This window comes from Micromonospora vinacea, assembly GCF_015751785.1.
GTDB lineage: Bacteria > Actinomycetota > Actinomycetes > Mycobacteriales > Micromonosporaceae > Micromonospora > Micromonospora vinacea.
The window spans coordinates 4,818,992-4,844,736 of sequence record NZ_JADOTY010000001.1 but is presented as its reverse complement, the minus strand read 5'-3'; the positions used below and the strand labels follow the sequence as shown (position 1 = coordinate 4,844,736).

Annotated in this window: 18 protein-coding genes, 1 pseudogene and 2 riboswitches; of the genes and pseudogenes, 10 read left to right on the top strand and 9 right to left on the bottom strand. The window is 70.0% G+C overall.

The features are described from left to right. Positions 1-12: 12 nt before the first annotated feature. Positions 13-903 (top strand): MerR family transcriptional regulator, encoded by an 891-nt coding sequence (locus IW249_RS22670; protein ID WP_196922596.1) that lies wholly within the window; start codon positions 13-15, stop codon positions 901-903. A 508-nt stretch (positions 904-1,411) separates the two neighbouring features. Then, the gene (locus IW249_RS22665) at positions 1,412-1,639 is read left to right on the top strand and encodes a GntR family transcriptional regulator (RefSeq protein ID WP_196922595.1); all 228 of its coding nucleotides are present in this window, start codon (positions 1,412-1,414) and stop codon (positions 1,637-1,639) included. Positions 1,640-1,943: 304 nt separating this feature from the next. Here IW249_RS22665 and IW249_RS22660 read toward each other — a convergent pair whose 3' ends face one another. Further along, positions 1,944-2,939 (bottom strand): ribonucleotide-diphosphate reductase subunit beta, encoded by a 996-nt coding sequence (locus IW249_RS22660; protein WP_112602787.1) that lies wholly within the window; start codon positions 2,937-2,939, stop codon positions 1,944-1,946. Between the two features lie 53 nt (positions 2,940-2,992). Continuing rightward, entirely contained in the window at positions 2,993-5,311 is a 2,319-nt protein-coding gene (locus tag IW249_RS22655) for a ribonucleoside-diphosphate reductase subunit alpha (protein WP_231393914.1), read from the bottom strand. Between the two features lie 191 nt (positions 5,312-5,502). Beyond that, positions 5,503-5,719, bottom strand: a riboswitch (cobalamin riboswitch). A 433-nt stretch (positions 5,720-6,152) separates the two neighbouring features. Here IW249_RS22655 and IW249_RS22650 point away from each other — a divergent pair. The 4 genes and pseudogenes from IW249_RS22650 (at position 6,153) to IW249_RS22635 (ending at position 10,301) form a co-directional block, all read left to right on the top strand. Beyond that, a complete protein-coding gene (locus tag IW249_RS22650; RefSeq protein WP_196922594.1) occupies positions 6,153-7,550 on the top strand; it encodes an enolase C-terminal domain-like protein in 1,398 nt (465 codons plus the stop codon). 62 nt (positions 7,551-7,612) lie between these two features. Then, positions 7,613-8,188, top strand: a pseudogene (locus IW249_RS22645) (IS607 family transposase). Next, on the top strand, positions 8,185-9,555 hold the full coding sequence (tnpB, locus tag IW249_RS22640; RefSeq protein WP_196922593.1) for an IS607 family element RNA-guided endonuclease TnpB: 1,371 nt from the start codon (positions 8,185-8,187) through the stop codon (positions 9,553-9,555). The pseudogene IW249_RS22645 and the gene tnpB overlap by 4 nt, the downstream one beginning before the upstream one ends. A gap of 23 nt (positions 9,556-9,578) precedes the next feature. Next, complete coding sequence (locus tag IW249_RS22635; RefSeq protein WP_196922592.1) at positions 9,579-10,301, top strand: FadR/GntR family transcriptional regulator; 723 nt, start codon at positions 9,579-9,581, stop codon at positions 10,299-10,301. A 9-nt stretch (positions 10,302-10,310) separates the two neighbouring features. Here IW249_RS22635 and IW249_RS22630 read toward each other — a convergent pair whose 3' ends face one another. From IW249_RS22630 to IW249_RS22610, 5 genes are all read right to left on the bottom strand, one after another. Beyond that, positions 10,311-11,330 carry an aldo/keto reductase gene (locus tag IW249_RS22630; protein ID WP_307788671.1) on the bottom strand — a complete coding sequence of 340 codons (1,020 nt, stop codon included), beginning with the start codon at positions 11,328-11,330 and terminating at the stop codon, positions 10,311-10,313. Then, on the bottom strand, positions 11,327-12,145 hold the full coding sequence (locus tag IW249_RS22625) for an ATP-binding cassette domain-containing protein (RefSeq protein ID WP_231392619.1): 819 nt from the start codon (positions 12,143-12,145) through the stop codon (positions 11,327-11,329). The genes IW249_RS22630 and IW249_RS22625 overlap by 4 nt, the downstream gene beginning before the upstream one ends. After that, positions 12,145-13,197: an ABC transporter substrate-binding protein gene (locus IW249_RS22620; protein WP_196922591.1), complete on the bottom strand. Its 1,053-nt coding sequence runs from the start codon at positions 13,195-13,197 to the stop codon at positions 12,145-12,147. Before IW249_RS22620 ends, IW249_RS22625 begins: the two co-directional genes overlap by 1 nt. Before the next feature lie 40 nt (positions 13,198-13,237). Next, positions 13,238-14,245, bottom strand: a complete 1,008-nt coding sequence (locus tag IW249_RS22615; RefSeq protein WP_112641328.1) for an ABC transporter permease — start codon at positions 14,243-14,245, stop codon at positions 13,238-13,240. Positions 14,246-14,564: 319 nt separating this feature from the next. After that, on the bottom strand, positions 14,565-15,443 hold the full coding sequence (locus tag IW249_RS22610; RefSeq protein ID WP_196922590.1) for an amidohydrolase family protein: 879 nt from the start codon (positions 15,441-15,443) through the stop codon (positions 14,565-14,567). A gap of 273 nt (positions 15,444-15,716) precedes the next feature. Beyond that, positions 15,717-15,863: riboswitch (cobalamin riboswitch) on the top strand. 35 nt (positions 15,864-15,898) lie between these two features. Here IW249_RS22610 and IW249_RS22605 point away from each other — a divergent pair. Genes IW249_RS22605 through IW249_RS22595 form a run of 3 tightly spaced genes read left to right on the top strand, consistent with a single transcriptional unit; the run spans position 15,899 to position 17,456 of the window. After that, positions 15,899-16,102 carry a CbtB domain-containing protein gene (locus IW249_RS22605; protein ID WP_124822026.1) on the top strand — a complete coding sequence of 68 codons (204 nt, stop codon included), beginning with the start codon at positions 15,899-15,901 and terminating at the stop codon, positions 16,100-16,102. After that, positions 16,093-16,863, top strand: coding sequence for a CbtA family protein (locus IW249_RS22600; protein ID WP_196922589.1), 771 nt, complete (start codon positions 16,093-16,095; stop codon positions 16,861-16,863). Before IW249_RS22605 ends, IW249_RS22600 begins: the two co-directional genes overlap by 10 nt. After that, positions 16,860-17,456: a histidine phosphatase family protein gene (locus IW249_RS22595; protein WP_196922588.1), complete on the top strand. Its 597-nt coding sequence runs from the start codon at positions 16,860-16,862 to the stop codon at positions 17,454-17,456. The genes IW249_RS22600 and IW249_RS22595 overlap by 4 nt, the downstream gene beginning before the upstream one ends. Positions 17,457-17,533: 77 nt before the next feature. Here the strand turns inward: IW249_RS22595 and IW249_RS22590 are convergent, their stop codons facing one another. Continuing rightward, on the bottom strand, positions 17,534-19,036 hold the full coding sequence (locus tag IW249_RS22590) for an MFS transporter (protein WP_196922587.1): 1,503 nt from the start codon (positions 19,034-19,036) through the stop codon (positions 17,534-17,536). A gap of 178 nt (positions 19,037-19,214) precedes the next feature. Between IW249_RS22590 and IW249_RS22585 the strand changes: the two genes are divergently transcribed. Beyond that, complete coding sequence (locus IW249_RS22585; RefSeq protein ID WP_307788670.1) at positions 19,215-19,847, top strand: TetR family transcriptional regulator; 633 nt, start codon at positions 19,215-19,217, stop codon at positions 19,845-19,847. A gap of 69 nt (positions 19,848-19,916) precedes the next feature. Here the strand turns inward: IW249_RS22585 and IW249_RS22580 are convergent, their stop codons facing one another. Next, entirely contained in the window at positions 19,917-25,532 is a 5,616-nt protein-coding gene (locus tag IW249_RS22580; RefSeq protein ID WP_196922586.1) for a GH92 family glycosyl hydrolase, read from the bottom strand. Positions 25,533-25,745: the final 213 nt, after the last annotated feature.

Below are 25,745 nucleotides of genomic sequence, written 5' to 3'. Positions count from 1 at the left end.
TAGGGTCGCGGGATGCGGGTGGGTGAGTTGGCACGACGGACCGGCACCACGGTCCGGGCCTTGCGGTACTACGAGTCGGCCGGCCTGGTCGTGCCCCGGCGGCTGAGCAACGGCTACCGCGAGTACGACGCGATCGCGGTGCGGCTGGTGGCGCAGATCCGCGAGCTGATGGCGCTCGGCCTCACCGTCGAGGAGACCCGCCCGTTCGTCGAGTCGATCGCCGATGGTTCCGACGACACCGACGTGTGCGCGGCAGCGGTGGCCACCTACCGCAGCACCATCACCAACCTCCAGGAACGGATCGGCAAGTTGACCGCCCAGCGGGACGCGCTGGACGCGCGCCTGGACGCCGCCGCGACCCAGGTCGTACCCGGCAGTCCCGCCGAAGGCGCCGACCCCACCGCGCTGGTCGGCGTCAGACTGCCATCGCTGTCCTTCTACGGCACCGACGGCCGCCCGGTCGATCTCGGTGCGCTCGGCCCCGGGCGCAGCGTCATCTTCGTCTACCCGCTGACCGGACGGCCGGGCGTCGACCTGCCCAACGGGCTGCTGGAGGTCCATGGCGCCCGGGGCAGCACCGAGCAGGCCGCCTGGTTCCGCGACCACCACGCGGAACTCCGCGCGGCCGGCGCCGCCCGGGTGTACGGCCTGTCCGCGCAGTCGACCGGGTACCAGCGTGAACTCGCCCACCGGCTGCGGCTGCCCTACCCGCTGATTCCCGATCCGAGGCTGACCCTGGCCGACGCGCTGCGGCTGCCGACCCGCACCGCGGGCGACATGACGCTCTACGAGCGGCTGACCCTGGTCGTCGCCGACGGGGCTGTCGAACACGTCTTCCACCCGATCCCGGACCCGGCGTCGCACCCCCTGCACGTGATGCGGTGGCTCACCAAGCGACGTTAGGCCCCCGGATCGGTCGCCGCCTAGAAGTCGTCGTCGAACTCGCCGCACTGCTCAGCGTCCATCGTTACTTCTGCAACATGATCGATGCGGCGTCCGCCACGACACCCAACGACCAATCGAGCTGACGGCATTCGCTCTGACTCGTGCACTCAAGGCAGCCGCCTGAACGCCACGGCTGGTCAAGTGCCCGAGTCCAATGAGCATCAAGCGTCCGCATCGCGGCGAACAGTTCGTCTGCCCGACTTACCGGTTCATCGATCGGCACGGCGGCACCCTCCCGCGTTCACGACGTTGGCCCCACCTGGGGGCAGCGACCATCTGCCGTGCTCCCCCAGGTGGGTGTGCGGCCGAGAACCCAGGAGTTTGCCGAAACCAGGGAACCCGACCAAGCTGCAACCTATTCCAACTTGTAGGAGCAGGTCAAGGTGCTTCGTGGAACTTGTTGGATCAGGTCTCCTCGTGATCAGATTGGGCTGCCGAAACCAGGGAACCCTACGGAGATCGACCCATGCCGACCGAGCGAGTGGACTACCGGCGGATCGCCAACGAGATCGCGGGAAAAATCAAGTCGGGTGAGCTTGCTCCGGGCGAGAAACTCTCGTCCACCCGTGAGCTGGCCGAGCAGTACGGCGTGCACATCTCCACCATCAACCGGGTCATGACGATTCTCAAAGACCGCGAGTTGGTCGAGGGCCAGCCAGGCAAAGGTGTCTACGTCGCAGAAGCCCAGAGCTGATCGCCCCGCTTCCTTCGATCAATTGATGGGAAGCAGCAAGGCACCGTCGCTTTTAGACGGAGTGGCTGTTCGCCAACCCCGCACCGCCTCGTCGATCATGGAGTTGTGGTGGGCGACAAAGTGCCTGCGCAATACCAAATCAGGCACCACAATTCCATGATCGACGAGACCGGACCGTCCCTTCTCCGCGATCTTGCACTTCCTGTCGCGACATAAATAGCATTGCGCACATATCGGCAACGGAAAGTGCAAGATCGGCGGAGGCGGGTCGTTCCTCATGGCAACCCGTGGCCGAGGTCGCCGCCTAGAAGTCGTCGTCGAAGGCGACGGTGCCGGTCACCCCGACCTGGTACGCCGACACCCGCCTCTCGAAGAAGTTGGACAGCTCCTGCACGTCCTGCAACTCCATGAAGCCGAACGGGTTGCTCGACCCGTAGTGCGGCGCGATGCCGAGCTGGGCGAGGCGGCGGTCGGCGACGTGCTGGAGGTACTCCCGCATGTCGGCCAACGTCAGACCGGGCACGCCGTGACCCAACAGGTCCTCGGCGAACTGCACCTCACACTCGACCGCCTCGGTGAGCATTCGGCGGACCTGGTCGGCCAGGTCGTCGTCGAACAGGTCCGGCTCCTCGGCGCGGACGGTGTCGACGACGTCGAACGCGAACGCCATGTGCATGGACTCGTCGCGGAACACCCAGTTGGTGCCGGAGGCGAGGCCGTGCAGCAGGCCGCGGGAGCGCAGGAAGTAGACGTACGCGAACGCGCCGTAGAAGAACAACCCCTCGATGCAGGCGGCGAAGCAGATCAGGTTGAGCAGGAACGTCCGCCGGTCCTCGCGGGACCGCAGCTCGCGCAGGTCGTTCAGCGAGTCGATCCACCGGAAGCAGAACTCGGCCTTACGACGGATCGAGGGGATGTTCTCGATGGCGGCGAAGGCCTCGAAGCGCTCGGTCTCGTCGGGCACGTACGTGTCGAGCAGGTTGAGATAGAACTGGACGTGCACGGCCTCCTCGAACAGCTGCCGGGACAGGTAGAGGCGACCCTCGGGGCTGTTGACGTGCTGGTAGAGGTTGAGCACCAGGTTGTTGGCGACGATCGTGTCGCCGGTGGCGAAGAACGCCACCAGGCGGCTGACCAGGTGCCGTTCGGCCGGTGACAGCTTGTCCAGGTCGGCGAGGTCGGCGTGCAGGTCGACCTCCTCGACCGTCCAGGTGTTGCGGATGGCGTCGCGGAACCGGTCGAAGAAGTGCGGGTAGCGCATCGGGCGGAGAGTGAGGTCCATCCCGGGGTCGAGCAGCATGTGCGTGGTCCTCGTGTCGGTGGTGCCGGGGTCGGTGGTGGCGTCGGCGGCGGTCACTGGCAGGCCTCGCACGACTCGGGGTTCTCCAGCGAGCAGGCCAGCGCCTCCGCGTCGACGGCGACGGGTGCGACAGCGCTGACGGTGGCCTGCTGGATGCGCGTGGCGGGACGCGACCGCAGGTAGTAGGTGGTCTTCAGCCCGGCCTTCCAGGCGTACAGGTACATCGAGGAGAGCTTGCCGATGGTCGGTGCGGCCAGGAACAGGTTCAGCGACTGGGACTGGTCGATGAACGGGGCGCGGGCGGCGGCCAGGTCGATCAGCGCCCGCTGCGGCAGCTCCCACGCGGTGCGGAACAGCTCCCGTACGCCGGCCGGCAGCTCGGCGATGTCCTGCACCGACCCCTCCGCCCGCTTGATCGCCGACCGGATCCGCTCGGTCCACAGACCGCGGGCCTTGAGTTCGCGTACCAGCGCGGTGTTGACCTGGAGGAACTCCCCCGACAGGGTCTCGCGCTTGAACAGGTTCGACACCTGCGGCTCGATGCACTCGTAGCACCCGGCGATCGAGGCGATGGTCGCTGTCGGCGCGACCGCCACCAGCAACGAGTTGCGCAGCCCGTACGCCTCGACCCGCTCGCGCAGCGCGTCCCACCGCGCGGTCTGCGTACCCTCGACGCCCCACAGGTCGGGCTGGAGCTGGCCCCGCGCGGCCCGGGTCTGCGGGTACGCCGGATGCGCGCCGAAGTCGCGGGCAAGGTCGGCGGAGGTCTCCAGCGCGGTCAGGTACAGCTCCTCGCTGATCAGGGTGGACAGCTCCCGCGCGGCCGGCGAGTCGAACGGCAGCCGCAGCGCGAAGAAGACGTCCTGGAGGCCCATCAGCCCGAGCCCGACCGGCCGCCAGCGCGGGTTGCTCGCCGCCGCCTGCGCGGTCGGGTAGTAGTTGATGTCGATGACCCGGTCGAGGAAGGTCACCGCGGTCCGCACCGTGGCGCGCAGCCGCTCCCAGTCGATGCCGCCGTCGGTGAGGTGGGCGGCGAGATTCACCGAACCGAGGTTGCACACGGCCGTCTCGGCGTCGCTGGACACCTCGACGATCTCGGTGCAGAGGTTGGACAGGTGCACGACGTTGCCCGGCTCGGCGGTCTGGTTGCAGAGGCGGTTGGCGGCGTCCTTGAAGGTCATCCACCCGTTGCCGGTCTGGGCGAGGGTCCGCATCATCTTCCCGTACAGCTCCCGTGCCGGGACCTGCCGCACGTAGCGGCCCTGCGCCTCGGCCTGCCGGTACGCGGCGTCGAACCGCTCCCCCCACAGGTCGGGCAGCTCGGGCACCTCGTGCGGGTCGAACAGCGACCACAGCTCGTCGGCCTCGACCCGGCGCATGAACTCGTCCGGAATCCAGTTGGCCAGGTTGAGGTTGTGGGTGCGCCGGGCGTCCTCGCCGGTGTTGTCGCGGAGTTGCAGGAACTCCTCGATGTCCGGGTGCCACGGCTCCAGGTAGACGCAGGCCGCGCCCTTGCGCCGGCCACCCTGGTTGACCGCGGCGACGCTCGCGTCCAGCGTGCGCAGCCACGGCACGATCCCGTTGGACTGCCCGTTCGTGCCCCGGATCAGCGCGCCCCGGGAGCGGACCCGGGAGTACGCGATGCCGATGCCACCGGCGAACTTGGACAGGTTGGCGACCTGGGCGTACCGCTGGTAGATCGAGTCCAGCTCGTCGAGCGGGGAGTCGACGAGGTAGCAGGAGGACATCTGGGTGTGCCGGGTGCCGGAGTTGAACAAGGTCGGTGAGCTGGGCAGGTAGGCCAGGCTGGACATCAGCCGGTAGAAGCCGACCGCCTCGTCCGCCGTCCGGGACAGCCCGCAGGCCACCCGCAGCAGCCAGTACTGCGGGGTCTCCAGCACCAGTCGGCTGGTGGGGTGGCGCAGCAGGTAGCGGTCGTACACAGTGCGCAGGCCGAAGTACTCGAACCGGCGGTCGCCGTCCGGGTCGATGGCGTGGTCGAGGGTCGCGGCGTGTGCGGCGACGAACGCTGCGGTGTCGTCACCGATCAGGCCCTCGACGTGGCCGACCCGGATCGCCGCGCTGAACGAGGTGATGCCCTGCCGACGCACCTCCTTGTCGACGTAGCCGGCCAGCAGCCGCGCGGCGAGGCGCGAGTACTGCGGCTCCTCACCGATCATCTCGGCGGCGGTCTGGATGGACAGCCGGTCCAGTTCGGCAGTGGTCGCGCCGTCGTAGAGGCCACTGATGGTGCGGGTGGCCACCCGCATCGGGTCGACGTCGGTCAGGTCGTCGGCCCACCGCTCGACCGCTCGGACGATCCTGTTCACGTCCACGGGTTCGGTGCCGCCGTCGCGCTTGCGGACCTGCATCGGCGTGCGCCGCGCTGTCGCGTCGCCGCTGGCCGAGACTACCTCGGTGACTGTCACCACTCGCTCCTCGGAGTTCGAGACCTGGTGGCCCGGACGCGAGGGGACAGACACCGGCGGACGCCACGCCAGCCCGGCGTGGGTCAGGTGGCGTCAGCCGTCCCACGCGGCCTCGGACCGCCGCCCACCCGGTGCGGGTACGCGGCGCGCTGGCAGGTCTTCGGACTCGCGGGCACGACCGGTGTCGCCGGTCTCCTACTGGCCGTCGCTTCCCAGGCCGATTGGTGGCCCAGTGCTGTTGACGGCGGTCGTTCCCACTCACCGCTGCGGGACAGTCCCGGATTTCCACCGGGTTCCCTGTTGCCTCGACCGCACCGGATGAGCGGCCGAACCAGCTGCGCTCGACACCATATATAGGGACGCTGCGGTTGTCACACCCCACATGTCGGTCTCGGGCGTGTCGGCGGCTGCTCGGTGACCACTGTCACCGGCCCGGTCGACCGCGTCACGCCGACCGTCGCCAGGCGCCGGAGACGGGGCCCGCCGTGCTGCTGCCGACAATCGACAAAGATTTGACGTATCGAGGCATCGGTGCCGCACGGCACGCTCATTTGTCGCCGTCGATGCGCCCGAAGTGGGGGTGAACATCCAATCTCCCTGAACCGCCGCCCTCGCCGAAGTGAGCCGTCAACCGGCACGATGGACGGTAAGGCGGGTTGCCGCGATCGGGCCAAACATCATATGTCTGGGGGCCTGCGGTGATCGACATCGTTGACGGGCCGGAGCAGCCGTCCGTATACTCCCAGTGATCATCTGATCTTTAGCCTAGCCGGGCGAGGAGCGCATGCCGCAGATCACTGCCGTCACCGTCGAAGACGTCCGCTTCCCCACCTCCCTGACCGCTGACGGGTCAGACGCCATGAACAAGGACGGCGACTACTCGGCGGCCTACGTCGTCCTGCACACCGACGGCGTCGACGGGGTGGGCGCGCCGCTCGCGGGGCACGGCCTGACCTTCACCATCGGCCGAGGCAACGACATCGTCGCGGCGGCGGCTGTCCACCAGGCGCAGCTCCTCGTGGGCCTGGACGTGGCGACGATGGCAGCGGACATGGGCGCGGTCTACCGCCTCCTCACCTCCGACTCGCAGCTGCGGTGGCTCGGTCCGGAGAAGGGCGTCGTCCACCTGTCCCTGGCGGCCGTGCTGAACGCCTCGTGGGACCTGGTCGCCCGGCTCGCCGACAAGCCGCTGTGGCGGCTGCTCGTCGACATGTCCCCCGAGCAACTCGTCGACATCGCGGACCTGCGCTACCTGTCCGACGCGCTGACCCGCGACGAGGCCCTGGCCATCCTGCGGGCCAAGGAGGGCACGAAGGCCGCCCGCCTCGCCGAGCTCGACAGGACCGGCTACCCCGCCTACACCACATCGGCGGGCTGGCTCGGCTACGGCGACGACAAACTGCGCCGACTGTGCCAGGAGGCGGTGGACACCGGCTACGGCTACGTCAAGCTCAAGGTGGGCGCCAACCTCGACGACGACATCCGCCGGTGCTCGATCGCGCGGGAGATCCTCGGGCCGGATCGCCACCTCATGATCGACGCCAACCAGGTGTGGGACGTCGGCCAGGCCATCGACTGGGTCACCGCCCTCGCCCAGTTCACACCACTGTGGATCGAGGAGCCGACCAGCCCCGACGACATCCTGGGCCACGCGGCCGTCCGCCGCGCCGTCGCTCCGATCGGCGTCGCCACCGGCGAGCACTGCCACAACCGGGTGATGTTCAAGCAGCTGTTCCAAGCCGAGGCCATCGACTTCTGCCAACTGGACACCGGCCGGTTGGCCAGCATCAACGAGATCGTCGCCGTGCTGCTGCTCGCCGCGAAGTTCGACGTGCCGGTGTGCCCACACGCCGGCGGCGTGGGGCTGTGCGAGATGGTCCAACACGTGTCGGTGCTCGACTACGTCGCGATCTCGGGGGACCTCACCGACCGGGTCACCGAGTTCGTCGACCACCTGCACGAGCACTTCACCGATCCGTGCATCATCCGGGACACCGGCTCCGGCAGCGGATACGTCCTGCCCAGCCAGCCCGGCTACTCCACCCGGATGCGTCAGGAGTCGGTCGCGCTCTACCGCTTTCCCGACGGCCACTACTGGGCGGCGACAGACCCGACTACCGTGTCATCTCCGGAGGCGGCGTACGTGATCGCGGGTGGGAAGGCCACCCCCGCCGGCCGCTAGGAGGAAGCAACTGCTAGCGCGCTGACGATTAGGAGTGTTCAGGATTTGTCTAAAGTGGCGGTGTGAACTTGAAGGAGTGGGCGGCGGCTACCGGTATCTCGTACGCGACCGCGCGGCGGGTACGGGTCGGGAACGTTGCCCGTTCCTTCCGACCGGCTCGGCCGGCTCATCATGGTCGGTGAGCCATTGACCGGTGCGGCGCCGGACGCTGGGCAGGTTGCGGTGTACGCCCGAGTGTCCTCGGCCGATCAGGAGCCGGACCTGGACCGGCAAGTCGCCCGGGTGACTTTGTGGGCTACCGGTCAGCGCTTTGCCGTCGATCGTTTGGTCACCGAGGTCGGTTCAGCGCTCAACGGGCACTGCGAAAGTTCGTCCTCTTGTTGCGCGACCCGGCTGTGTCGACCATTGTGGTCGAGCACCGGGATCGGTTCGCCGGGTTCGGAGCCGAGTACGTTGAGGCTTTGCTGTCCGCGCAGGGCCGCCAGCTGTTGGTCGTGGGCCCGGCCGAGGTCAACGACGACCTGGGGTGTGACGTGTCTGAGGTCCTGACGTCGCTGTGTGCCCCCTTGTACGGCCGTCGCGCCGGCGCGGGCCGTGTCCGCCGCAGGGTTGGGGCGGTTACCAGGGACCTGACGTGAAGACGATCCAGGCGTACCGGTTTGCCCTCGACCTGACTCCGGGTCAGGAACGCGCCGTGAATGCGCACGTCGGGGCTGCGCGGGTGGCGCACAACTGGGCGCTCGCCCGGGTCAGGGCGGTCATGGACCAGCGCGCGGCGGAGCGCTCGTATGGGGTGCCGGATGAGTTGCTGACGCCGTCGTTGCCGTGGTCGCTCGCCGGGCTGCGCAAGGCGTGGAACGCTGCGAAGGCTGATGCGGCGCCATGGTGGGGTGAGGTGTCGAAAGAGGCGTTCAACACCGGCCTGGACGCTCTCGCCCGCGGCCTGAAGAGCTGGGCTGACTCCCGCAGCGGCGGGCGGGCCGGCAGGCGGGTTGGTTTCCCCCGCTTCAAGTCCCGCCGCCATGGCACACCGTCGGTGCGGTTCACCACCGGCGCGATCCGGGTCGAGCCCGACCGTAGGCACGTGGTGCTGCCGAGGCTGGGTCGGTTGAAGCTGCACGAATCCGCCCGTAAGCTCGCCCGCCGTGTCGAGGGCGGAACCGCGCGGATCATGTCCGCGACCGTGCGCCGCGACGGCGGACGGTGGCATGTCTCGTTCACCGTCGCGGTGCAGCGGACTGAACGGCAACCAGCCCAGCCCGCTTCGGTGGTGGGTGTGGATCTCGGGATCACCCATCTTGCGGTGCTTTCCACCGGTGAGCGGGTCGACAACCCGCGCCACCTCGTCGCCTCGCAGGCCCGGCTGCGGGCGTTGGGTCGGGTGTTGTCGCGGAAGTCCGGCCCCGACCGGAGCACCGGCTGTCGCCCGTCGAACCGTTGGCGACGCGCTTCGGACCGGCTTGGTCGTGCGCATGCGCGAGTCGCGAACCTGCGCCGCGACGGGCTGCACAAGCTCACCACGAGGCTGGCACGCGAACACGGCAGCATCGTTGTCGAAGATCTGAACGTCGTGGGCATGCTGCGCAACCGGCGGCTGGCCCGGCACATTGCTGATGCCGGGTTCGCCGAGATCCGCCGTCAGTTGGCATACAAGACCAGGTGGAACGGCGGCCGGTTGCTCGTGGCCGACCGCTGGTATCCGTCCTCGAAAACCTGCTCGGGTTGCGGCGCGGTGAAAGCCAAGCTCGCCCTGCACGAGCGTGAGTACGACTGTGAGGCGTGCGGATTGGTCATCGACCGTGACCGCAACGCCGCACTCAACCTGGCCGCCCTGGCGGCTGAGTTCACCACCGCCGGGAGTGGCTCGGTGGCAGCACGTGGAGCCAACCAGAAGACCCTCGCACGAGGGCAGGTGGCTGTGAAGCGTGAACCCGGCACGGCATCCGCCGGCAAGACCGGGACCGTCCCCACCGCAAGGCGGAGCGACCAATCATGCGCTCACTAAAGCGCACCGAAAGGTAACGGATCATGTCTCGCACTGACGAAGTGGTCAACGGCATCAAGCGGATGATCCTCGAAGGGCAGTTCAGGCCCGGTGACCGGTTGCCCATCGAGAAGGACCTCGCCGAGCAGCTCGGTGTCTCGCGGGGCTCGCTGCGCGAGGGGATGTCGGCGCTGTCGATCCTCGGCATCGTCAACATCCGCCAGGGCGACGGCACCTACGTCACCAACCTCGACGCGCCACAACTGCTGGCCCCGATGGGTTTCGTGGTCGACTTCCAGGGTCAGGGCGACCCCCGGCACATCCACACCGTTCGCCGGCTGCTGGAGTGCGAGGCCGCCTGCCTGGCGGCGACCAGGATCACCGACGAGGCGCTGGCCCAGGCGGGTGACCTGCTCGACGAGGCGGCCCGGCTGATCGGCCAGTCGCCGCCGGACCACGAGCGGATCATGGAGATCGACATCGCCTTTCACCGGATCATCGCGGTGCACGCCGAGAATCCGGTGCTCGTCGGCCTGATCGAAGCGTTCGCCGGGCGCACCATCCGCGGGCGGCTCTGGCGGAGTCTGCACGAGGAGGGGGCGGACCTGCGGACCCATGACGAACACGTGGCGATCCTGAAGGCGCTGGTGGCACGCGACCCGGAGCGGGCGCGTACCCGGATGGCCAACCACCTGATCGGCGTGGAGGAGTCGTTGCAGGGGTTGCCCGACGACGCCGACGCGAGCATCGAGACGACCCGGTCCTGACGGCCGGCCTCACGACTGCACGTCGAGCAGCCCTTCGTCGTACAACGCCGCCCAGAGCTGATCCGGGACGTCGACGTCGGATCGGCGCAGGGTCTCGGTCGCCTGGGCCTCGTCCCGTATGCCGACCACCGTCGAGACCACGGCCGGGTGACGACGGACGAACGCCAACGCCGCCTGGGGCAGCGTGACGCCGTACGTCTGACAGACCCGCGCTATCCGGCGGGCCTGGTCGATCACCTCGGCCGGCGCCTGCCGGTAGTCGTAGACGGCGTCGGTCGTCGGCACGTCCCGGGCCAGCAGCCCGGAGTTGTAGACCCCGGCGATCACCACGCCGACGCGGCGGGCCTGCGCGACGGGCAGCAGGTCGGTCAACGCGCCCTGCTCCAGCAGGGTGTACCGGCCGGCGCACATCACCACGTCCACGTCGGTCTCCGCCACGAAGCGGGCCAGCATCGCCGACTGGTTCATCCCCGCGCCGACGGCGCCGATCACGCCCTGCTCCCGCAGCTCCACCAACGCCGGGATCGCCTCGTACGCGGCCTGCTCCCAGTGCTCGTCCGGGTCGTGCAGATACACCACGTCGATCCGGTCCAGGCCGGTGCGCCGAAGGCTCGCCTCCAGCGAACGGCGTACGCCGTCGCGGCTGAAGTCCCAGACCCGGCGATGGTCGGCGGGAACGTCGAACCCCTCCGGGTCACGCTGGTGCGCCGTCTCCGGCGACGGCACGAGCAGCCGGCCGACCTTCGTCGAGACCACGTACTCGCCGCGTGGGCGGGAGCGTAGGGCCGCGCCCAGCCGTCGTTCGGACAGGCCCAGCCCGTAGTGCGGTGCCGTGTCGAAGTATCGGATGCCACCTGCCCACGCGGTGTCCACAGCGGCGGCGAACTGCTCGTCGGACGTCGCCCGGTAGAGATTGCCGCCCTGCGAGGCACCGAAGCCCAGTGGGCTCAGCCGCAGCGGCGACCGGTCGGCGTTCGCGGTCGCCCGACGGGCGGGATCGCGGGCGCCCCGCTGGACGACCGACGTCACCGCTCGTCCCGATCCGCGCTGGTGCTGCCGGTCATCGCCGCGACCAGGTCGTCGGTGGTGACCTCGTCGGCACGGAGTTGGGCTGCTCGTCGACCGAGGCGCAGCACCTCGACCCGGTCGGCGATCTCGAGCACCTGCGGCATGTTGTGGCTCACCAGTACCACCGACATGCCGGCGTCACGGGCACGCCGCACGACGTCGAGCACCCGCCCGGTCTGGACGACGCCCAGCGCCGCGGTGGGCTCGTCGAGGATGACCACGTTTGTCGCCCAGATGATGGCGCGGGCCACCGCGACGCACTGTCGTTGCCCGCCGGAGAGCATCGCGATCGGCGTGGTGACCCGGGGGATCCGTACGCCCAGTTCGTCGAGGGCGGCGGCGGCGCCGTGGCGCATGGCGCGCTTGTCCAACAGTCCGAGCCGGCCGAGTGGTCCGGAGCGCAGGATCTCCCGGCCGAGATAGAGGTTGGCGGCCACGCTGAGGTCGTCGGCGACGGCGAGGTCCTGGTAGACGGTCTCCACCCCGGCCTGTCGGGCATCGACCGGGGTGGAGAACTGGACCGGACGGCCGCCGACCCGGATCTCGCCCTCGTCCGGCGGATGCACACCGGACAGAGTCTTGATCAGGGTGCTCTTGCCGGCGCCGTTGTCGCCGATCAGCGCGACGACCTCGCCGCGGCGGACCGTGAAGTCGGCACCACGCAACGCCTCGACGTGCCCGAACCGCTTGACGATGCCGCGGGCTTCGAGGACCGGCGGTTCCGTCTCGGTGGGTTGCTGATCGCTGTCGGCGGTGGCCGTGGGAATGCCGCCCATCACTGCACCGGTGGGTTGGCGCAGCTGGGCTCGAGCACCGCCTTGATCTCCGCCGAGTCGATGTTCTCCTTGGTGACGAACGTGACGCCGGTGTCGGCCGATGCCAGCGGAGCCTTGTCCCGGAGGTGCTTGACCATCTTGTCGACGCCGAAGTAGCCCATCTTGAACGGGTTCTGCACGACCAGCGCGGAGATCTGGCCGTTGCGCACCCCGGCGATCTCGTCCGGGGCGGCGTCCCAGCCGATGATGACCACCTTGCCGGACTTGCCGGCCGCCTGGATGGCCTGCGCCGCGCCGAGCACGCTCGGCTCGTTGGCCGCGAAGACGCCGGCGAGCTTGGGGTTGGCGGTGAGGATGTTCTCGGTGACGCGGCGGGCCTCGTTGACGTCACTGCGGCTCGGCTGCTGGCCGACCAGCTTCAGGTTGGGGTACTGGGCGAGGCCGGCCTTGAAGCCGTCGACCCGCTCGGTGTTGGTCTGCGATCCGGGCTGGAACTCGACGAGTGCCACCTCGTGGTTGCCGGGGCCGAGTTCGGTGGCGAGCAGCTTCGCCGCCTCGGTTGCCGACGCACGGTTGTCGGTGGCGAAGAGGGGCACCGCAGACGGCTGCGGGTCGGTGCCAGAGTCGATCATGGCGACCGGGATGTTGGCGCTGAGCGCCTTGTCGGTGGCGGGTGCCAGCGCGCTGGAGTCGGTCGCCGCGTAGACGATGCCGTCGACCTTCTTGGTGACGAAGTTTTGGATCAGGTTGACCTGGCCCTCGACGTCGGTCTCGGTGGTCACCCCGTCCCACTGGACGGTGACGTCCCCCGCGCGCTGCGCGGCGCACTCCGCGCCCGCCTTGACGGTGTTCCAGTAGTCGGCCCCGACCGCCTTGGGTACGACGGCGAGCTTCAGCGGGCCGCTCGCGTCCTTGGTCGCGCCGTCGCCGCCGTCTCGGACCTCGACCCCGCCGCAGGCGCTGAGCAGAGCGGTCGCCGCGGCCGCGGCCAGGATCGCCTGCGCGCGCAGGAGTCGTCCTCGCGTCCGCCGGCTGGTGGTGGTGTGTGCCATGGTGTGTGTCCTTCCTCGTTCGGACTCTCGGAATGGCATGTCAACCCCGTGATTCCAGCCGCCGGCGGCGGTACTGGTCGAAGTAGACGGCGGCCCAGATGATCACGCCGACGATCACCTGCTGGTAGTGGATGCTGATGTCGAGCAGGACGGCGCCGTTGCGGACCAGGGCGATGAGGAACGCGCCGATGATGGTCCCGACGATCCGGCCCTGCCCGCCGAACAGGCTGGCACCGCCGATGACCGCGGCGGCGATGACGTCGAGCTCCAGCGAGATGCCGTAGTTGGGCTGGCCGGAGTTGACCCGGGACGCGGCGATCATGCCGCCGAGCCCGACCAGCACGCCGGCCAGCACGTACACCCCGGTCAGGTGCCGTCCCACCCGGATGCCGGAGCGGCGGGCGGCCTCCAGATTGGAGCCCATCGCGTAGGTGTACTGCCCGAATCGTGTCTGGGAGAGCAGGAACGCGACCCCGACGGCGACCAGGACGGTGATCACCACGGCGAACGGGATGCCGAGGATCTGCCCGTTGCCGAGTAGTTGGAAGGATCGGGGCAGGCCGTAGACGCCGACCGCTCCGGTGATGATGAAGACGAGGCCGCGGCCCACCGACATCGTTCCCAGCGTCGCGATGAACGGTGGAATCCGGGCCACTGTCACCAGCAACCCGTTCAACAGCCCGGCCAGCGCGCCGACGCCGATCGCGACCGCCGTCGCCGCCCAGATCGAGAAGCCGAGGTCGCGCACGACCATCGCGCCCAGCACGCCGGCGAGCGCGGCGACCGACCCGACGGACAGGTCGATGCCCTTCGTGATGATGACCATCGTCTGGGCCGTGGCGATGATCGCGATCACCGCCGTCTGGGCGCCGATGTTGAAGAGGTTGTCCGCTGTCAGGAAGTAGGGACTCGCGAAGGTCAGGGCGATGAACAGGACGACCAGGGCGGTCGCGGCGGTGAACTCGGAGACGGCGTGGGAGATCCGTTCCCGGAACCAGTCGCTGAGTTCGCCGCGCTGCGTGCCGGCGGTTGCCTCGGCGCTACTCATCGTCGGACCTGACCTCCCCAAGCGCGGCGCCGGCGTCCGACGGGGACCCGCCGACGAGCCGTACGCCTGTGAGCGACCGACCCCGCTCGGATGGCAGTGCGGCCAGGTGCCCACACAACCGTGGAGATAGGTCGGATGTTTCCCACGATCAGGCGTTACCTTGCCACGCATTCACGTATGTTGCCAAGGTCTTGCGGGCATGTTTTGCCATCGTTACCTGCACCGTCGAACGCATTCGTCCGACCAAACAACATCGACCGCCGCCCCTAGCATGTTATCGATAACATGCTATGTCCCCAGCTCGGAAGCCGCTGCCGCGTCAGGACGGGGCCAACTGGTACACCCGACCGGCGGTCTGGCTCCAGATCGCCGCCCGCTCGTCCTCGGACAGCGGATCCAGCAGGTCACCGAGGACCGAGACCCAGCGGGCGTACGAGGTGGCCAGCAGGCAGACCGGCCAGTCCGAGCCGAACATCAGCCGATCCGGCCCGAACACGTCGAGGGCGTGCTCGACAGCGGGCCGCAGGTCGGCCGTCGTCCAGGACGCGGCGTCCACCTCGGTCACCAGGCCGGAGAGCTTCGCCGTCGTGTTGGGCTCGGCCGCGAGCGCCCGCAGATCGCGGTGCCAGTCACCGAGATCGGCGTGCCCGAGCGGGGGCTTGCCGAGGTGGTCGAGGACGAACCGCACCTGGGGCAGGTCGCGGACGAGCCGGGTGGCGGCGGGCAGCTGACGATGACGCACCAGGAGGTCGAAGGCGAGGCCGGCGGCACCGACCGCGGCGATGCTCCGCCGCACGTCCGGACGGTCCAGATAGGTCGGATCAGGCTCGGACTGGACCAGGTGGCGGATCCCGACCAGCCGTTCGCCGCCGCGCACCTTCCGTAGCCGGTCGAGGCGGCGGCCGACGTCGGTGGCGGTGAGGTCGACCCAGCCGACGACCCCGGCGACGAGTGGGTCGTCGGCAGCGATGCCGAGCAGCTCGGGCGTCTCGGACCGGACGGCGACGGACTGCACGACCACGGTCCGGGTGACCCCGGCGGCCCGGGTCGCCGGGGCGAGCTCGACCGGCGTGAAGTCGTCGTCGATCGCTGCCATGGTGTGCGGATCGATCCAGGGCTGTGGGTGCCGCGCCCGAACCCAGAGGTGATGGTGCGCGTCGACGATGCCCGGTCGTCGCGCGACCTCGCCGGTCGTCACCGGACCCGTCCTGCTGTTTGTTCGTCCACCCCGCACCCCGCCCCGCCGCTGATCGAACCCCCCGGGTCGACCCGGAGCCACAGAGCCGATCTGGCAGGTTGACCATGTTAGCGGTAACAGAGTGTTCACGAGTCGCGGAACGCGCGCCACTGCCGGCTTCCGGCATTGTCGCCTTTTGGTCTGACGAATCCGCCGGCACCCTGCGGCCCGGTCGGCTCGTGGACCGATCGGTGGGGCCGCGTTCGGTGCGCGGGGTCCGGGTTGACCGCCTGAGGCGGCACCGATACCGTCGACCCACTATCTGCGGCGACGCGAGGGAAGCCGGTGTGAATCCGGCGCGGTCGCGCCACTGTGAGCGGTTCCCCAACCACAACCGGGGTGCCGCGAGCCAGGACGCTCGGTCGTCCGCAGCCTTGCGATGGGGACGCGTCATCCCTGGGGAGGTTCGTGTATTCATGTCTAGCTCCGCTTCCAGCCAGCCGGTGGTGCACCCCGCTGGCAGTGCCCGTCTCCTGTGGACGGCTCTCGCGACCGTTGCCGTGCTCACCCTGCTGGCGTACCTCGTCGCCTTCGACCAGGGGGCGGTGTCGCGCAGTGGGATGTACCTTCACGAACTGATGCACGACGGCCGGCACCTGCTGGGCGTCCCGTGCCACTGAACACCACCACCGCTCCCCCGTTCCTCGCCGTCCTCGTCCGCGGGCTGCTCGCCGGCCTGATCGCCGGCCTGCTGGCCGGGGCGTTCGCGTACGTCGCCGGCGAACCGCACGTCGAGGCGGCCATCGCCATCGAGGAGGCGGCGACGCACGCCGAGCCCGCCGCTGGTGCGCACGATCACGAGGACGCCCTGGTCGGCCGGACGGGTCAGCGCGGCGGCCTGTTCCTGGCCACCGGCCTGTTCGGGGCCGCGATGGGTGGCCTGCTGGCCACGGCGTACGTCCTGCTGTCCCGGCGGCGGCGCGGCGACGACGACGGGCGGTCGGGCCTGCTGCTGGCCGGCGCGGCGCTGCTCGGCGCGGTGATCGTGCCGTTCCTCAAGTACCCGGCGAACCCGCCGGCGGTCGGCGACCCGGCCACCATCGACCAGCGGACCGTCACCTACCTGTTGATGGTGGTGCTCGGGCTGGTGGCCGTGTGGGCCGGCTCGCTGGGCTACCGGTCGGTCGGCGCCCAGGCGCCGCCGTGGCTGCGCGCCGCCGCGGCCGTGGGCGGGTTCCTCCTGGTCACGGCAGTGTCGTACGTGGTGATGCCGTCCTTCCAGGAGGTTCCGGCGGACTTCCCCGCCACGCTGCTGTGGGACTTCCGGCTGGCCTCGCTCGGCACCCAGGTGGTGCTCTGGACCGGCATCGGCCTGCTGTTCGCGGCCCTGATGCACCACGAGCGGCGTCGCCGGGCCGCCACCGCACTACCGGGCACGTGACCGGCACCAGCCTCCGGCTGGTCGCCCACGGTCACACCGCGGCTCTGCGCCGGGCACGCTTCGGCGGGACCGACGACGGCCTGGACGAGGGTGGCCTGCGTGCCGCCCTCGCCCAGGCCCACACCGATCCGGACCGACGTGGGCACCTCGGCGTGCACGACACCTGCCTGTCCAGTCCAGCGGCGGCGGCCCGGCAGACCGCCGACACCTTCGGCCTGCTGCCGACGATCGAGACGGCGTTGGCCGACTGTGACTACGGCGGCTGGTCCGGACTGTCGCTTGAGGAGGTCGCCGGCGCGCAACCGCAGGCGCTACACGACTGGCTGTCCGCACCGGACTCCGCGCCACACGGCGGCGAGTCCGTCACGGCCGTGCGGGATCGGGTCGGTGGCTGGCTGGACGAGCAGCTCGGCGCCGGTCGACGCATCATCGCGGTCACCCACCCACTGGTGATCCGGGTCGCGGTCGTGCACGCCCTGGGGCTGCCGACGGCGACGTACCGGCAGTTGGATGTGGAGCCCCTGGCCGTCGTCCGGCTCACCAGTCAGGGCACGCGCTGGCAGCTTCGACTGGGCGCGCCGCGAGCAGGATGAGGTCACGCCAACGGCGCGGGCCGCGCCCACCAGGAGTGGCCACGGCCCGCGCGGTCAGGCGACCGTCAGTCGGCTGCTCAGTGGTGCCGGTGGGGCAGGTGCAGTTCGACCGGCTCGGGCGGGAGGTCGTCGACGCCGACGGCGACCGCCTGCTCGTGGCGGCGACGCGCCGAGGGCAGGGCGAGTGCCGCGAAGACGGCCAGGACCGCGACGCCCGCGCACACCCAGAAGCCGGCGGTGAACGCCGCGTCGGTGGGCAGCCCCTGCGGGGTGCTGTTCGACGTGATGACGGCCGCCACGACCGCCGCGCCGATGCTGCTGCCGATGGTCCGCGCGATGGTGTTGACGCCGCTCGCCTCGCCGGTCTGTCCGGCCGGGACGCTCTCGATGATGGCGTTGGACATCGCCGCGAATGCCAGGCCGATGCCGGCACCGGTGAGCACCCCGGAGAGCAGCACCTGCCAGGTCGCGCCGTGTGCGAGTGCCGGCAGCGCGAATGCGACGACGACCGCGACAGTGCCGAGGAACATCGGAACCTTGGGACCGAAGCGCCGGTCCAGCAGACCCGCGAGGGGACCGAAGACCACCATCATCAGGACGGTGGGCAGCAGGAACAGGCCCGCCTGGGACACCGTCTTGCCGAACCCGTACCCGGTGGCGGCGGGAAGTTGAAGCAGGGTCGGTACGAGCACGAACGTCCCGAACATCGCGAAACCGAGGATCAGGGCGACGAGGTCGGTGGCCCAGACACCGCGAATCCGCATCAGCCGCATGTCGATGAGCGGCTCGCGCACCCGAAGCTCGACCCGGACGAACACGATCATCGCGACCACACCGAGCAGGAACAGGCCGAGTGTCTTCGGCTCGGTCCAGCCCCAGCCCTGCCCCTTGCTCACGGCCAGCAGCAACGAGACCAGCGAGACCGACAGGATGGCCGCGCCGAGCATGTCGAGCCGCCCGGGCGTGCGGACCCGCGACTCGGGCATCCCGAAGATGGCTCCGAGCAGCGCGACGACGACGAGGACCAGCGGCAGCCAGAACAGCCAGTGCCACGACAGGTGCTCCACGATCGGGCCGGCGGCCACGATGCCGACGCCAGCGCCGACACCGAAGATCGCCGACAGCAGGCCGACGGTGACGCCGACCTTCTCCCGGGGCAGTTGGTCGCGGACGATGCCGATCGACAGCGGCAGGATCGCTCCGGCGGCGCCCTGTAGTGCCCGCGCGACGATCAGCACGGTCAGGTTGGGAGCCAGGGCAGCGAGCAGGGTGCCCGCGGCGAGGGCCGCGAGGACACCGATGAGGACCCGACGCTTGCCGACCATGTCACCGAGACGTCCGAGAATGGGCGTCAGCACCGAGGCGGCCAACAGGTACGCCGTGAGCACCCAGCTGATGTCTCCGGTCGAGACGCCCAGGTCCCTTCCGATGGTCGAGAGCGCCGGCGCCACCAGCGACTGGAGCACCGCGAACGCCAGGCCGCCCAGCGACAGGTACAGCACCAGGAGGGTGCTGTTGGCGCGCGGGGCCACGCTGGGCGCGGAGCCGAGGTGTGTCGACTCCTCGATGGTGTGGGTCATGAGATCCCCGAACTCGATGTAAACGTTTGCTGACTTAGCCAGTATGCGCAGCCCGGGCCTCAAGTCAACAGTCGTTTACGTCACCCTCGGGTGGCACCGGACCTTGCGATCGCCGGAAAGTCAACATATGTTTACTTGCTGGGCCCGCACTGAGCCAGAGCGATAGGAAGGACGCGTCGTGACAGCAGAACCGCCGGTCCCCGCGACCAGTAACACCGTCGGCGAACCGGCCCAGCGGCGCCGTCGGGACGCGGCCGAGACCCGGCAGTTGCTGCTCGACGCCGCTCGCCAACGCTTCGCCCGGGACGGCTACGCGGCCACCACCGTCCGGGACATCGCCGACGACGCGGGCGTCAACGTGGCGCTCATCAGCCGTTACTTCACGTCCAAGGAGGGCCTGTTCGAGGCGTGCCTGCGGGCGGCCGGCGACGAACTGCGCCGAACCACCGGACAGACGCCGGCCGACCGGGTGCCCGAGGCGATCGCCCGGCACATCGCCGACCTCGGCGCGGCGGGCCTGTCGAGCCAACTGTCACTGCTGTTGCGATCATCCGGGGACGCGGGGGCCGACGAGATCCGGCGCGGCGTGCTGGTCCGTTCCAGCGAACAACTGGCGGCGGCTCGCGGGTGGCGTCCCGGCGAACCGGGCAGCGAACAGCTCCTGCTCCGGGCCCAGATGGCCCTCGCCGCCGGCATCGGAGTCGCGGTGCTGCGGTCGTCGATCCGGCTGGAACCGCTGAGTTCCGCCACCGAACAGGACCTGGTCGGGCCCCTGCGCGACCTGGTCGACGCGCTGCTGCCACCTCGCTGATCCCATGCGGCGTGGGGCGGGCCGTGATCACGGCCCGCCCCACGCGGCTGCATTCTCTCCGGCTGGGTGCTAGCCGGTGACGGTGAACGGTCGGGACACCTTCGTCGCCGACGTGGCGCCGTTCAGCGTGACGCTCGTCGCGCCCGCCTTCGCCGCACCCGGAACGCTGACCGTCGCGCCGGAGATGACGCCGTCGGCGTTCGCGCGCACGGTGCTGACCGCGAGGCCGGTCCCGAACGTGATCGTGACCGCCTCGTTCGCGGCGAACCCGGAACCGTCGAGCATGATCGACGTGCCGCGCGGCCCCGAGCTGGTCAGCAGCGCCACCCGCGGCTGGTAGGTCCGTGCCTCCGGCTCCCCGGTCACCTGGACGGTGGCCGTGGCCGGCGTACGCGAGGACGCGCCCGTCGCGGTGACGGCGTACCGGCCGGGTTGCGCGTCACCGGAGGTCGGCACCGAGGTGCGGACCGTTCCCGTCGCGGAGGCCGCGACCTTCATGGTCCGGCCCGGGTCGGTGCCGACGCTGACCGTCACCTGCTCGCCGGCGGCGAAGCCGCTGCCGCTGACGGTGATCGCGCCACCGGTGGTGACGGTGCCGGACGCGGACAGCGCGATCGCCGGCTGCGATCCGCCCCGGGCCACCGTCACGGTGAAGGACCCGGTGCTGCTCGACAGGCTGTCCCACGCGGTGACGCGCACCGTGTACGTGCCCTCCCGCGAGTAGGTGTGCTGGCCGCTCATCGCGCCGGACGCGCCGATCGTGACGTCGGCCGGAACCGTGCCGTCGCCCCACTGGACCCGGGCGCGGTAGCCCGTCGTACCGGGAACGCCGCCGGTCACCGTGCCGAGGTTCGCCGCGAGGGCCTGCCCGGCGGTGGCCGTCTGGTCCTTCGGGGCGACGGTCGCCAGCGCCGGGGCGGGCGTGCCGTCGTTGGCCACGGCGAACACGTGGATCCGACCCGCCGAGCGAGGGTCACCGGTCTGCGTCGGTAGGGTCACCGACACCAGCGTCTTGCCCGCCGGGATCTGGTACGGCGCGGTGGCGAAGAGGAACGGCTGGGCGCCGTCGCGGCTCGTGCCCTGCAGCCGGTACGCCGTCCGGGTGACGACGATGTTGCCGTAGGACGGGGTGCCGTTGGCGTTGCCGCCCAGCGTCCAGTCGCTCAACTGGATCGGAATGCTGGCCGTGCTGCCGTCGCTGAACGTCGCCGTGCCGGTGGTGCTCTGGTTGCCCTGCGTTCCGGCGCCGATGAACGAGATGCTCTTCGCGTCCTGCGGAAGGTCGAGGACGACTGTCGCCCCGTTGCCGGTGGCGTTGTCCGGCTGCCCGGCCGGGATCACCGGCAGGGTGAACCGCAGCGCCGTTCCGGGAACCTGCTGCGGCTGGCCCTGGGTGGCACCGCCCGCCGCCAGGGCGGCCCGCGAGTACGCCCACGACTTGGCGTCGCAGTCTGCCGCGAGGACCCCTTCGTCGCCGACGCAGACGCTGTCGAACGCGGCGGTGAGACCGGAGGCCGGGGCGTACGCCACCTCGACGCCGACCGTCGCGGAGCTCTGGCTCTCGCCGTCGGTCACCGTGACGTTCGCCTGGTGGTAGCCGGGCGTGGTGTAGGTGTGCGACCCACCGATGCGGTAGACGGCCCGTGAGCTCAACGTCACGGTGCCCGCGGTGACCGGCGTGCCGTCACCCCAGTCGATGGTGACCTGATAGCCGCTGGCGTCGCCGCCGGTGACGGTGCCCAGCGGCACCGAGACGGGCACACCGGTGGTGGCGTGCACGCCGTCCGCCGCGGTGACGGTGATGTCGCCGCCGCCGAGGTCGAGGTCGCCCCCGGCGAGCAGCTCGACCTCGGCGAGGTTGGTCTGCGCGGCGCCGACGGTCTTGGTGACGGCGAGGCGGAACTGCTGGAACCGTCCCGGCTTGTCGATCGAGTACGGGCGGGTCTGGTTGCGCCACGGGAACACCTGGCCGGTGCGGGAGTCCACAGTGGTCCAGGTGAGGCCGTCGTTGGAGCCCTGCAGGCGCCAGTCCGCCGGATCGCCGGCGCCCGCCCCGGACGTGACGGTGTAGTACTTCGGCTTCTGCTTGCCACCACGGAAGGCCCAGGTGATCTGCGGGGTCGCCGAGGTGAAGGTCAGCTGCGTGGTCGACGAGTCGTCGAACAGCTTCGACGCGTCCTGACCGCCGGTCGCGGTCGCGGTACCGAGACCGGGGCCGGTGACGTCCTGCAACGGCTTCGGCGCCTCGTCACCCTTGGTCAGCGACGGCGGCGCGTCGTTCTTGCCGGTGCCCCACGACGACGGCCGGGAGCCCATCTGGAAGTCGATGGTGCCGCCCTTGGCGAGCGTCGCCACGTCCACTGACAGGCCGCGCTGCTTCTTGCCGTTGACCTTGACGTCCTGTACGTAGATGTTCGCCGCGCTGTTGTTCGGCGCGTTGACGACGATGTCGCCGCTGCTGCGGCGCACTGTCATCCGGGTGAACTGCGGCGAGCCGATCGCCCACTCGGACGACCCGGCCTGCAACGGGTAGATGCCCAGCGAGCTGAGGATGTACCAGGACGACATCTCGCCGTTGTCCTCGTCGCCCAGGTAGCCCTGGCCGATCTCACTGCCGACGTAGAGACGGCGCAGGATCTCCCGTACCGTCTCCTGGGTCCTGGCCGGTGCGCCGGCGACGTTGTACATGTACGGGATGTGGTGCGACGGCTGGTTGCTCATGCCGAGCTGACCCATCCGCACCGCGCGCGCTTCGAGCATCTCGTGGATGACCCCGCCGTACCCACCGGGGCGGTCGGCGTTCTCCGGGGTGGCGAAGAACGCGTCGAGCTTGTCCCGCAGCGCCTTCTGCCCGCCGTACAGGTTGGTCAGGCCCTGGCCGTCCTGCTGGGCGGTGAACGCGAAGTTCCACCCGTTGGTCTCGGTGTAGACGCCACCCCAGTCCAGCGGGTCACCGGCGAGGAAGTTGCCGGCGGCGTCGCGGCCCTGGAAGAGCTTCGTCTTCGGGTCGAAGAGGTGGACGTAGTTGCGGGCCCGCTCCAGGAAGTACCGGGACTCCTCCTTGAGCCGGGCGCGCTCCGACTTGGGCGTGGCCGGGTCCTTGGCGAGCGCCGCACCCATGTTGCCGATGCCGAAGTCGTTGATGTAGCCCTCCAGCGCCCAGGACACCGACTCCCCCGTGGACGTCGGCGTGTAGCCGAGGAACAGGGAGCTCTCGATGCCCTTGCGCCCGACCGCGCTGCGCCCGGACGCGACGGTGGCGTCCTTGACGGCCGCGTCGTATGCCGCGAGCGGGTCGGGCAGCTTGACCCCGGTGAGGTACGCCTGGGCGAGCGCCACGTTCGCGCTGGTGCCGGTCATCAGGTCGGCGTATCCCGGTGACGACCAGCGGGCGATCCAGCCGCCGTCGCGGTAGTGCTGGACGAACCCGTCGGAGATCTTGGCGGCGATGTCCGGGTACAGCAGCGCGTAGGCGGGCCACACGGTGCGGTAGGTGTCCCAGAAGCCGTTGTTGACGTAGATCTGCCCGTCGACGACCTTCGCGCCGGTCCGGGTGGGGGTCGACGCGCCGGTCGGCGCGGACACCGGGCTCGCGTACTGCCAGCGCGGCGCGGCGGCGGTGCCGGTGTTCTCCGACTGCGAGTTCGGGTAGAGGTTCAGCCGGTACAGGTTCGAGTACATGGTGACCAGCTGCGACTCGCTGGCGCCCCGCACCTCGACCCGGCCGAGCCGGTCCTTCCACGCGGCCGTCGCGGCGGCGTGGATCTGGTCGAAGCTCTTGCCGGTGACCTCCAGGTCGAGGTTGCGGCGCGCCTGGTCGACGGAGAGGAACGACGTCGCGAGACGCATCGTCACCTCCCGCGACGCGGAGATGTCGAAGGTGGCCGAGGTCGCGGCGGACGCCGTCGGCGGGCGGTCGAAGGCGCCGGAGACGAACATCCGGCTACGACCGGCCGACAGGCCGCTTCCGTTGTCGACCCAACCGGTGAACGTGCCGTCCGTGCCGATGGTGAACGTGCCGTTGTGGAAGACCAGGCTTCCGGTCGCCTGCCCGGTGGGGAAGGTGAACCGCATGATCCCGGCGTGGTCGGTGGGCGACATCTCCGCGACCAGGCCGTTCTGGAGCGTGACCCGGTAGAGGTCCGGCTGTGCCGTCTCGTCGTCGTGGCTGAAGGCGAGCGCACGGCCGGCGGGCTGACCGGTGAGCGGTCCGCCGCCGACGACCGGCATGACGGACATCTGGTTGCGGTCACCCATCCAGGGGCTCGGCTCGTGGGAGATCGCGAGGCCCTGGAGCATGGGCAGGTTGGCCTCGTTGTTGATCCGGTGGTACTCGTACTCCCACGAGTCGGAGGTCGCGTCGGTCACCGGGGTGAAGAAGTTGAACCCGTTGGGCAGTGCGGTGATCGGCAGGTTGTTGCCGCGCGAGAAGCCGCCCGTCGAGTTGGTGCCCCGTCGGGTGTCGACGTAGTTGGTCAGCTTCGAGCCGTCGATCGACGCCGGCGCGGCCGTCAGCTCGATGTCGTCGAGCCAACCCTGGAACCGGGTCTCCCCGGTGGCCTGCGGATTGTCGTACGCGAGCAGGATGCGGTCGATCGTCTTGCCGCGCGCGACGGTGCCGAGGTCGGCCTGCACCAGGTTCCACTGGTCGGCGAAGAGCACCTTCGAGGCGCCCTGACCGGTGCCGGTGAGCGGGTAGCCGTGCTGGTCGGCGGGCGAGCGACCACTCAGGTAACTGCCGTCGGTGAAGTGCAGGTCGACGGCGGCGTAGGTGGACGGGTACCGGCCGTCCCCGTTGGTGAACTCGGGGAAGATCTTGTACGACAGGCGGGTCTTCGGCCCGACCGGGATGGTGACGTCGAAGAGCTTGTTTGTCGCGTACGCCCGGCCGTTGCCCTCGGCGCCGCCGGAGTAGCGCAGCGCGGCCAGTCCGGTGAACCCGACGTCCGGCTTCGTGGTGTAGCCGCCGTTCGGGCCGGCGGTCGTCACGCTGACCATGGGGGTGGCCGGCGGGCGGACGTCCGAGCCATCGCTGATGTTCCAGTCGGCGAGCTGCAGGAGCGAGTCACCGGAGTTCGCCGTGACGTTGAGCCGGTAGAAGCCGTAGGCGTTCGGGTTGGTGAAGCTGTACGTCCTGGTGGCGAAGCGCCCGCTGAACTTCTCGCCGGCGCGCTTGTCCAGGTCGGTCCAGGTGTTGCCGTCGTTCGACCCCTGGATGACGAAGTCCTTGGGGTCCCGGGTCGGTGCGTCGTTGGCCGCGGTCAGCGAGTAGCGCACCACAGTCGCCGGCTTGGCGAGCTGGTAGGTCACCCAGCCGGTGGACGCGAACACGAGCCACTTGGTCGACGGGTCGTCGTCAGTGAGGTTCGCGGCGACCTCGCGCGGTTGGTTCTCGTCGCTCGCGGTCACGGCGCTGACCTGGCCGAGCAGGCTGCCGGGCAGCGTGGTGACAGTGCCGCTCAGGTTGGCCTGGACCGGCTTTCCGTTCGCGCCGACCTCCACGGTGCTAGTGGTGGCCTGCGGGTCGGCGGGTTCGAACGAGGAGCTGAAGTTGCCGGGCGTCGCGGGGGTGGGGGCGGCGTTCGCCAGGGGCGCGGCGACGAGCAGGCCCAGCGGTAGCAGGACGGCTGTTGTCGCCGCGATCAGGCGGGGAGAGAGGGGACGCGCAAGGGGGGTGTGCGACATGGGGGACGGAGCCTTTCGACTCGAACCGGGTCGAGTAGGTCGAACGTCTGGGCAGTGTGGAGCGGGTGGTGGGTCGGGCCCTGACATCGTTGTCATGAGAGTTCGTGAGCAACGGGAGCCGGGGCGGGTGGACTGCCGCTGATAGTTCCGGGCGCAGCGCGGCCGTGTCAACGGGTTGACCGCGCCGAAACGGCCGCGGCCCCCACCGGGGCC

Coding starts and splice junctions, on each gene's coding strand:
- IW249_RS22665 (WP_196922595.1), top strand. CDS start 1,412: ATGCCGACCGAGCGAGTGGACTACCGGCGGATCGCCAACGAGATCGCG.
- IW249_RS22605 (WP_124822026.1), top strand. CDS start 15,899: ATGTCTAGCTCCGCTTCCAGCCAGCCGGTGGTGCACCCCGCTGGCAGT.
- IW249_RS22635 (WP_196922592.1), top strand. CDS start 9,579: ATGTCTCGCACTGACGAAGTGGTCAACGGCATCAAGCGGATGATCCTC.
- IW249_RS22615 (WP_112641328.1), bottom strand. CDS start 14,245: ATGAGTAGCGCCGAGGCAACCGCCGGCACGCAGCGCGGCGAACTCAGC.
- IW249_RS22620 (WP_196922591.1), bottom strand. CDS start 13,197: ATGGCACACACCACCACCAGCCGGCGGACGCGAGGACGACTCCTGCGC.
- IW249_RS22590 (WP_196922587.1), bottom strand. CDS start 19,036: ATGACCCACACCATCGAGGAGTCGACACACCTCGGCTCCGCGCCCAGC.
- IW249_RS22670 (WP_196922596.1), top strand. CDS start 13: ATGCGGGTGGGTGAGTTGGCACGACGGACCGGCACCACGGTCCGGGCC.
- IW249_RS22580 (WP_196922586.1), bottom strand. CDS start 25,532: ATGTCGCACACCCCCCTTGCGCGTCCCCTCTCTCCCCGCCTGATCGCG.
- IW249_RS22650 (WP_196922594.1), top strand. CDS start 6,153: ATGCCGCAGATCACTGCCGTCACCGTCGAAGACGTCCGCTTCCCCACC.
- IW249_RS22660 (WP_112602787.1), bottom strand. CDS start 2,939: ATGCTGCTCGACCCCGGGATGGACCTCACTCTCCGCCCGATGCGCTAC.
- IW249_RS22625 (WP_231392619.1), bottom strand. CDS start 12,145: ATGGGCGGCATTCCCACGGCCACCGCCGACAGCGATCAGCAACCCACC.
- IW249_RS22655 (WP_231393914.1), bottom strand. CDS start 5,311: ATGCAGGTCCGCAAGCGCGACGGCGGCACCGAACCCGTGGACGTGAAC.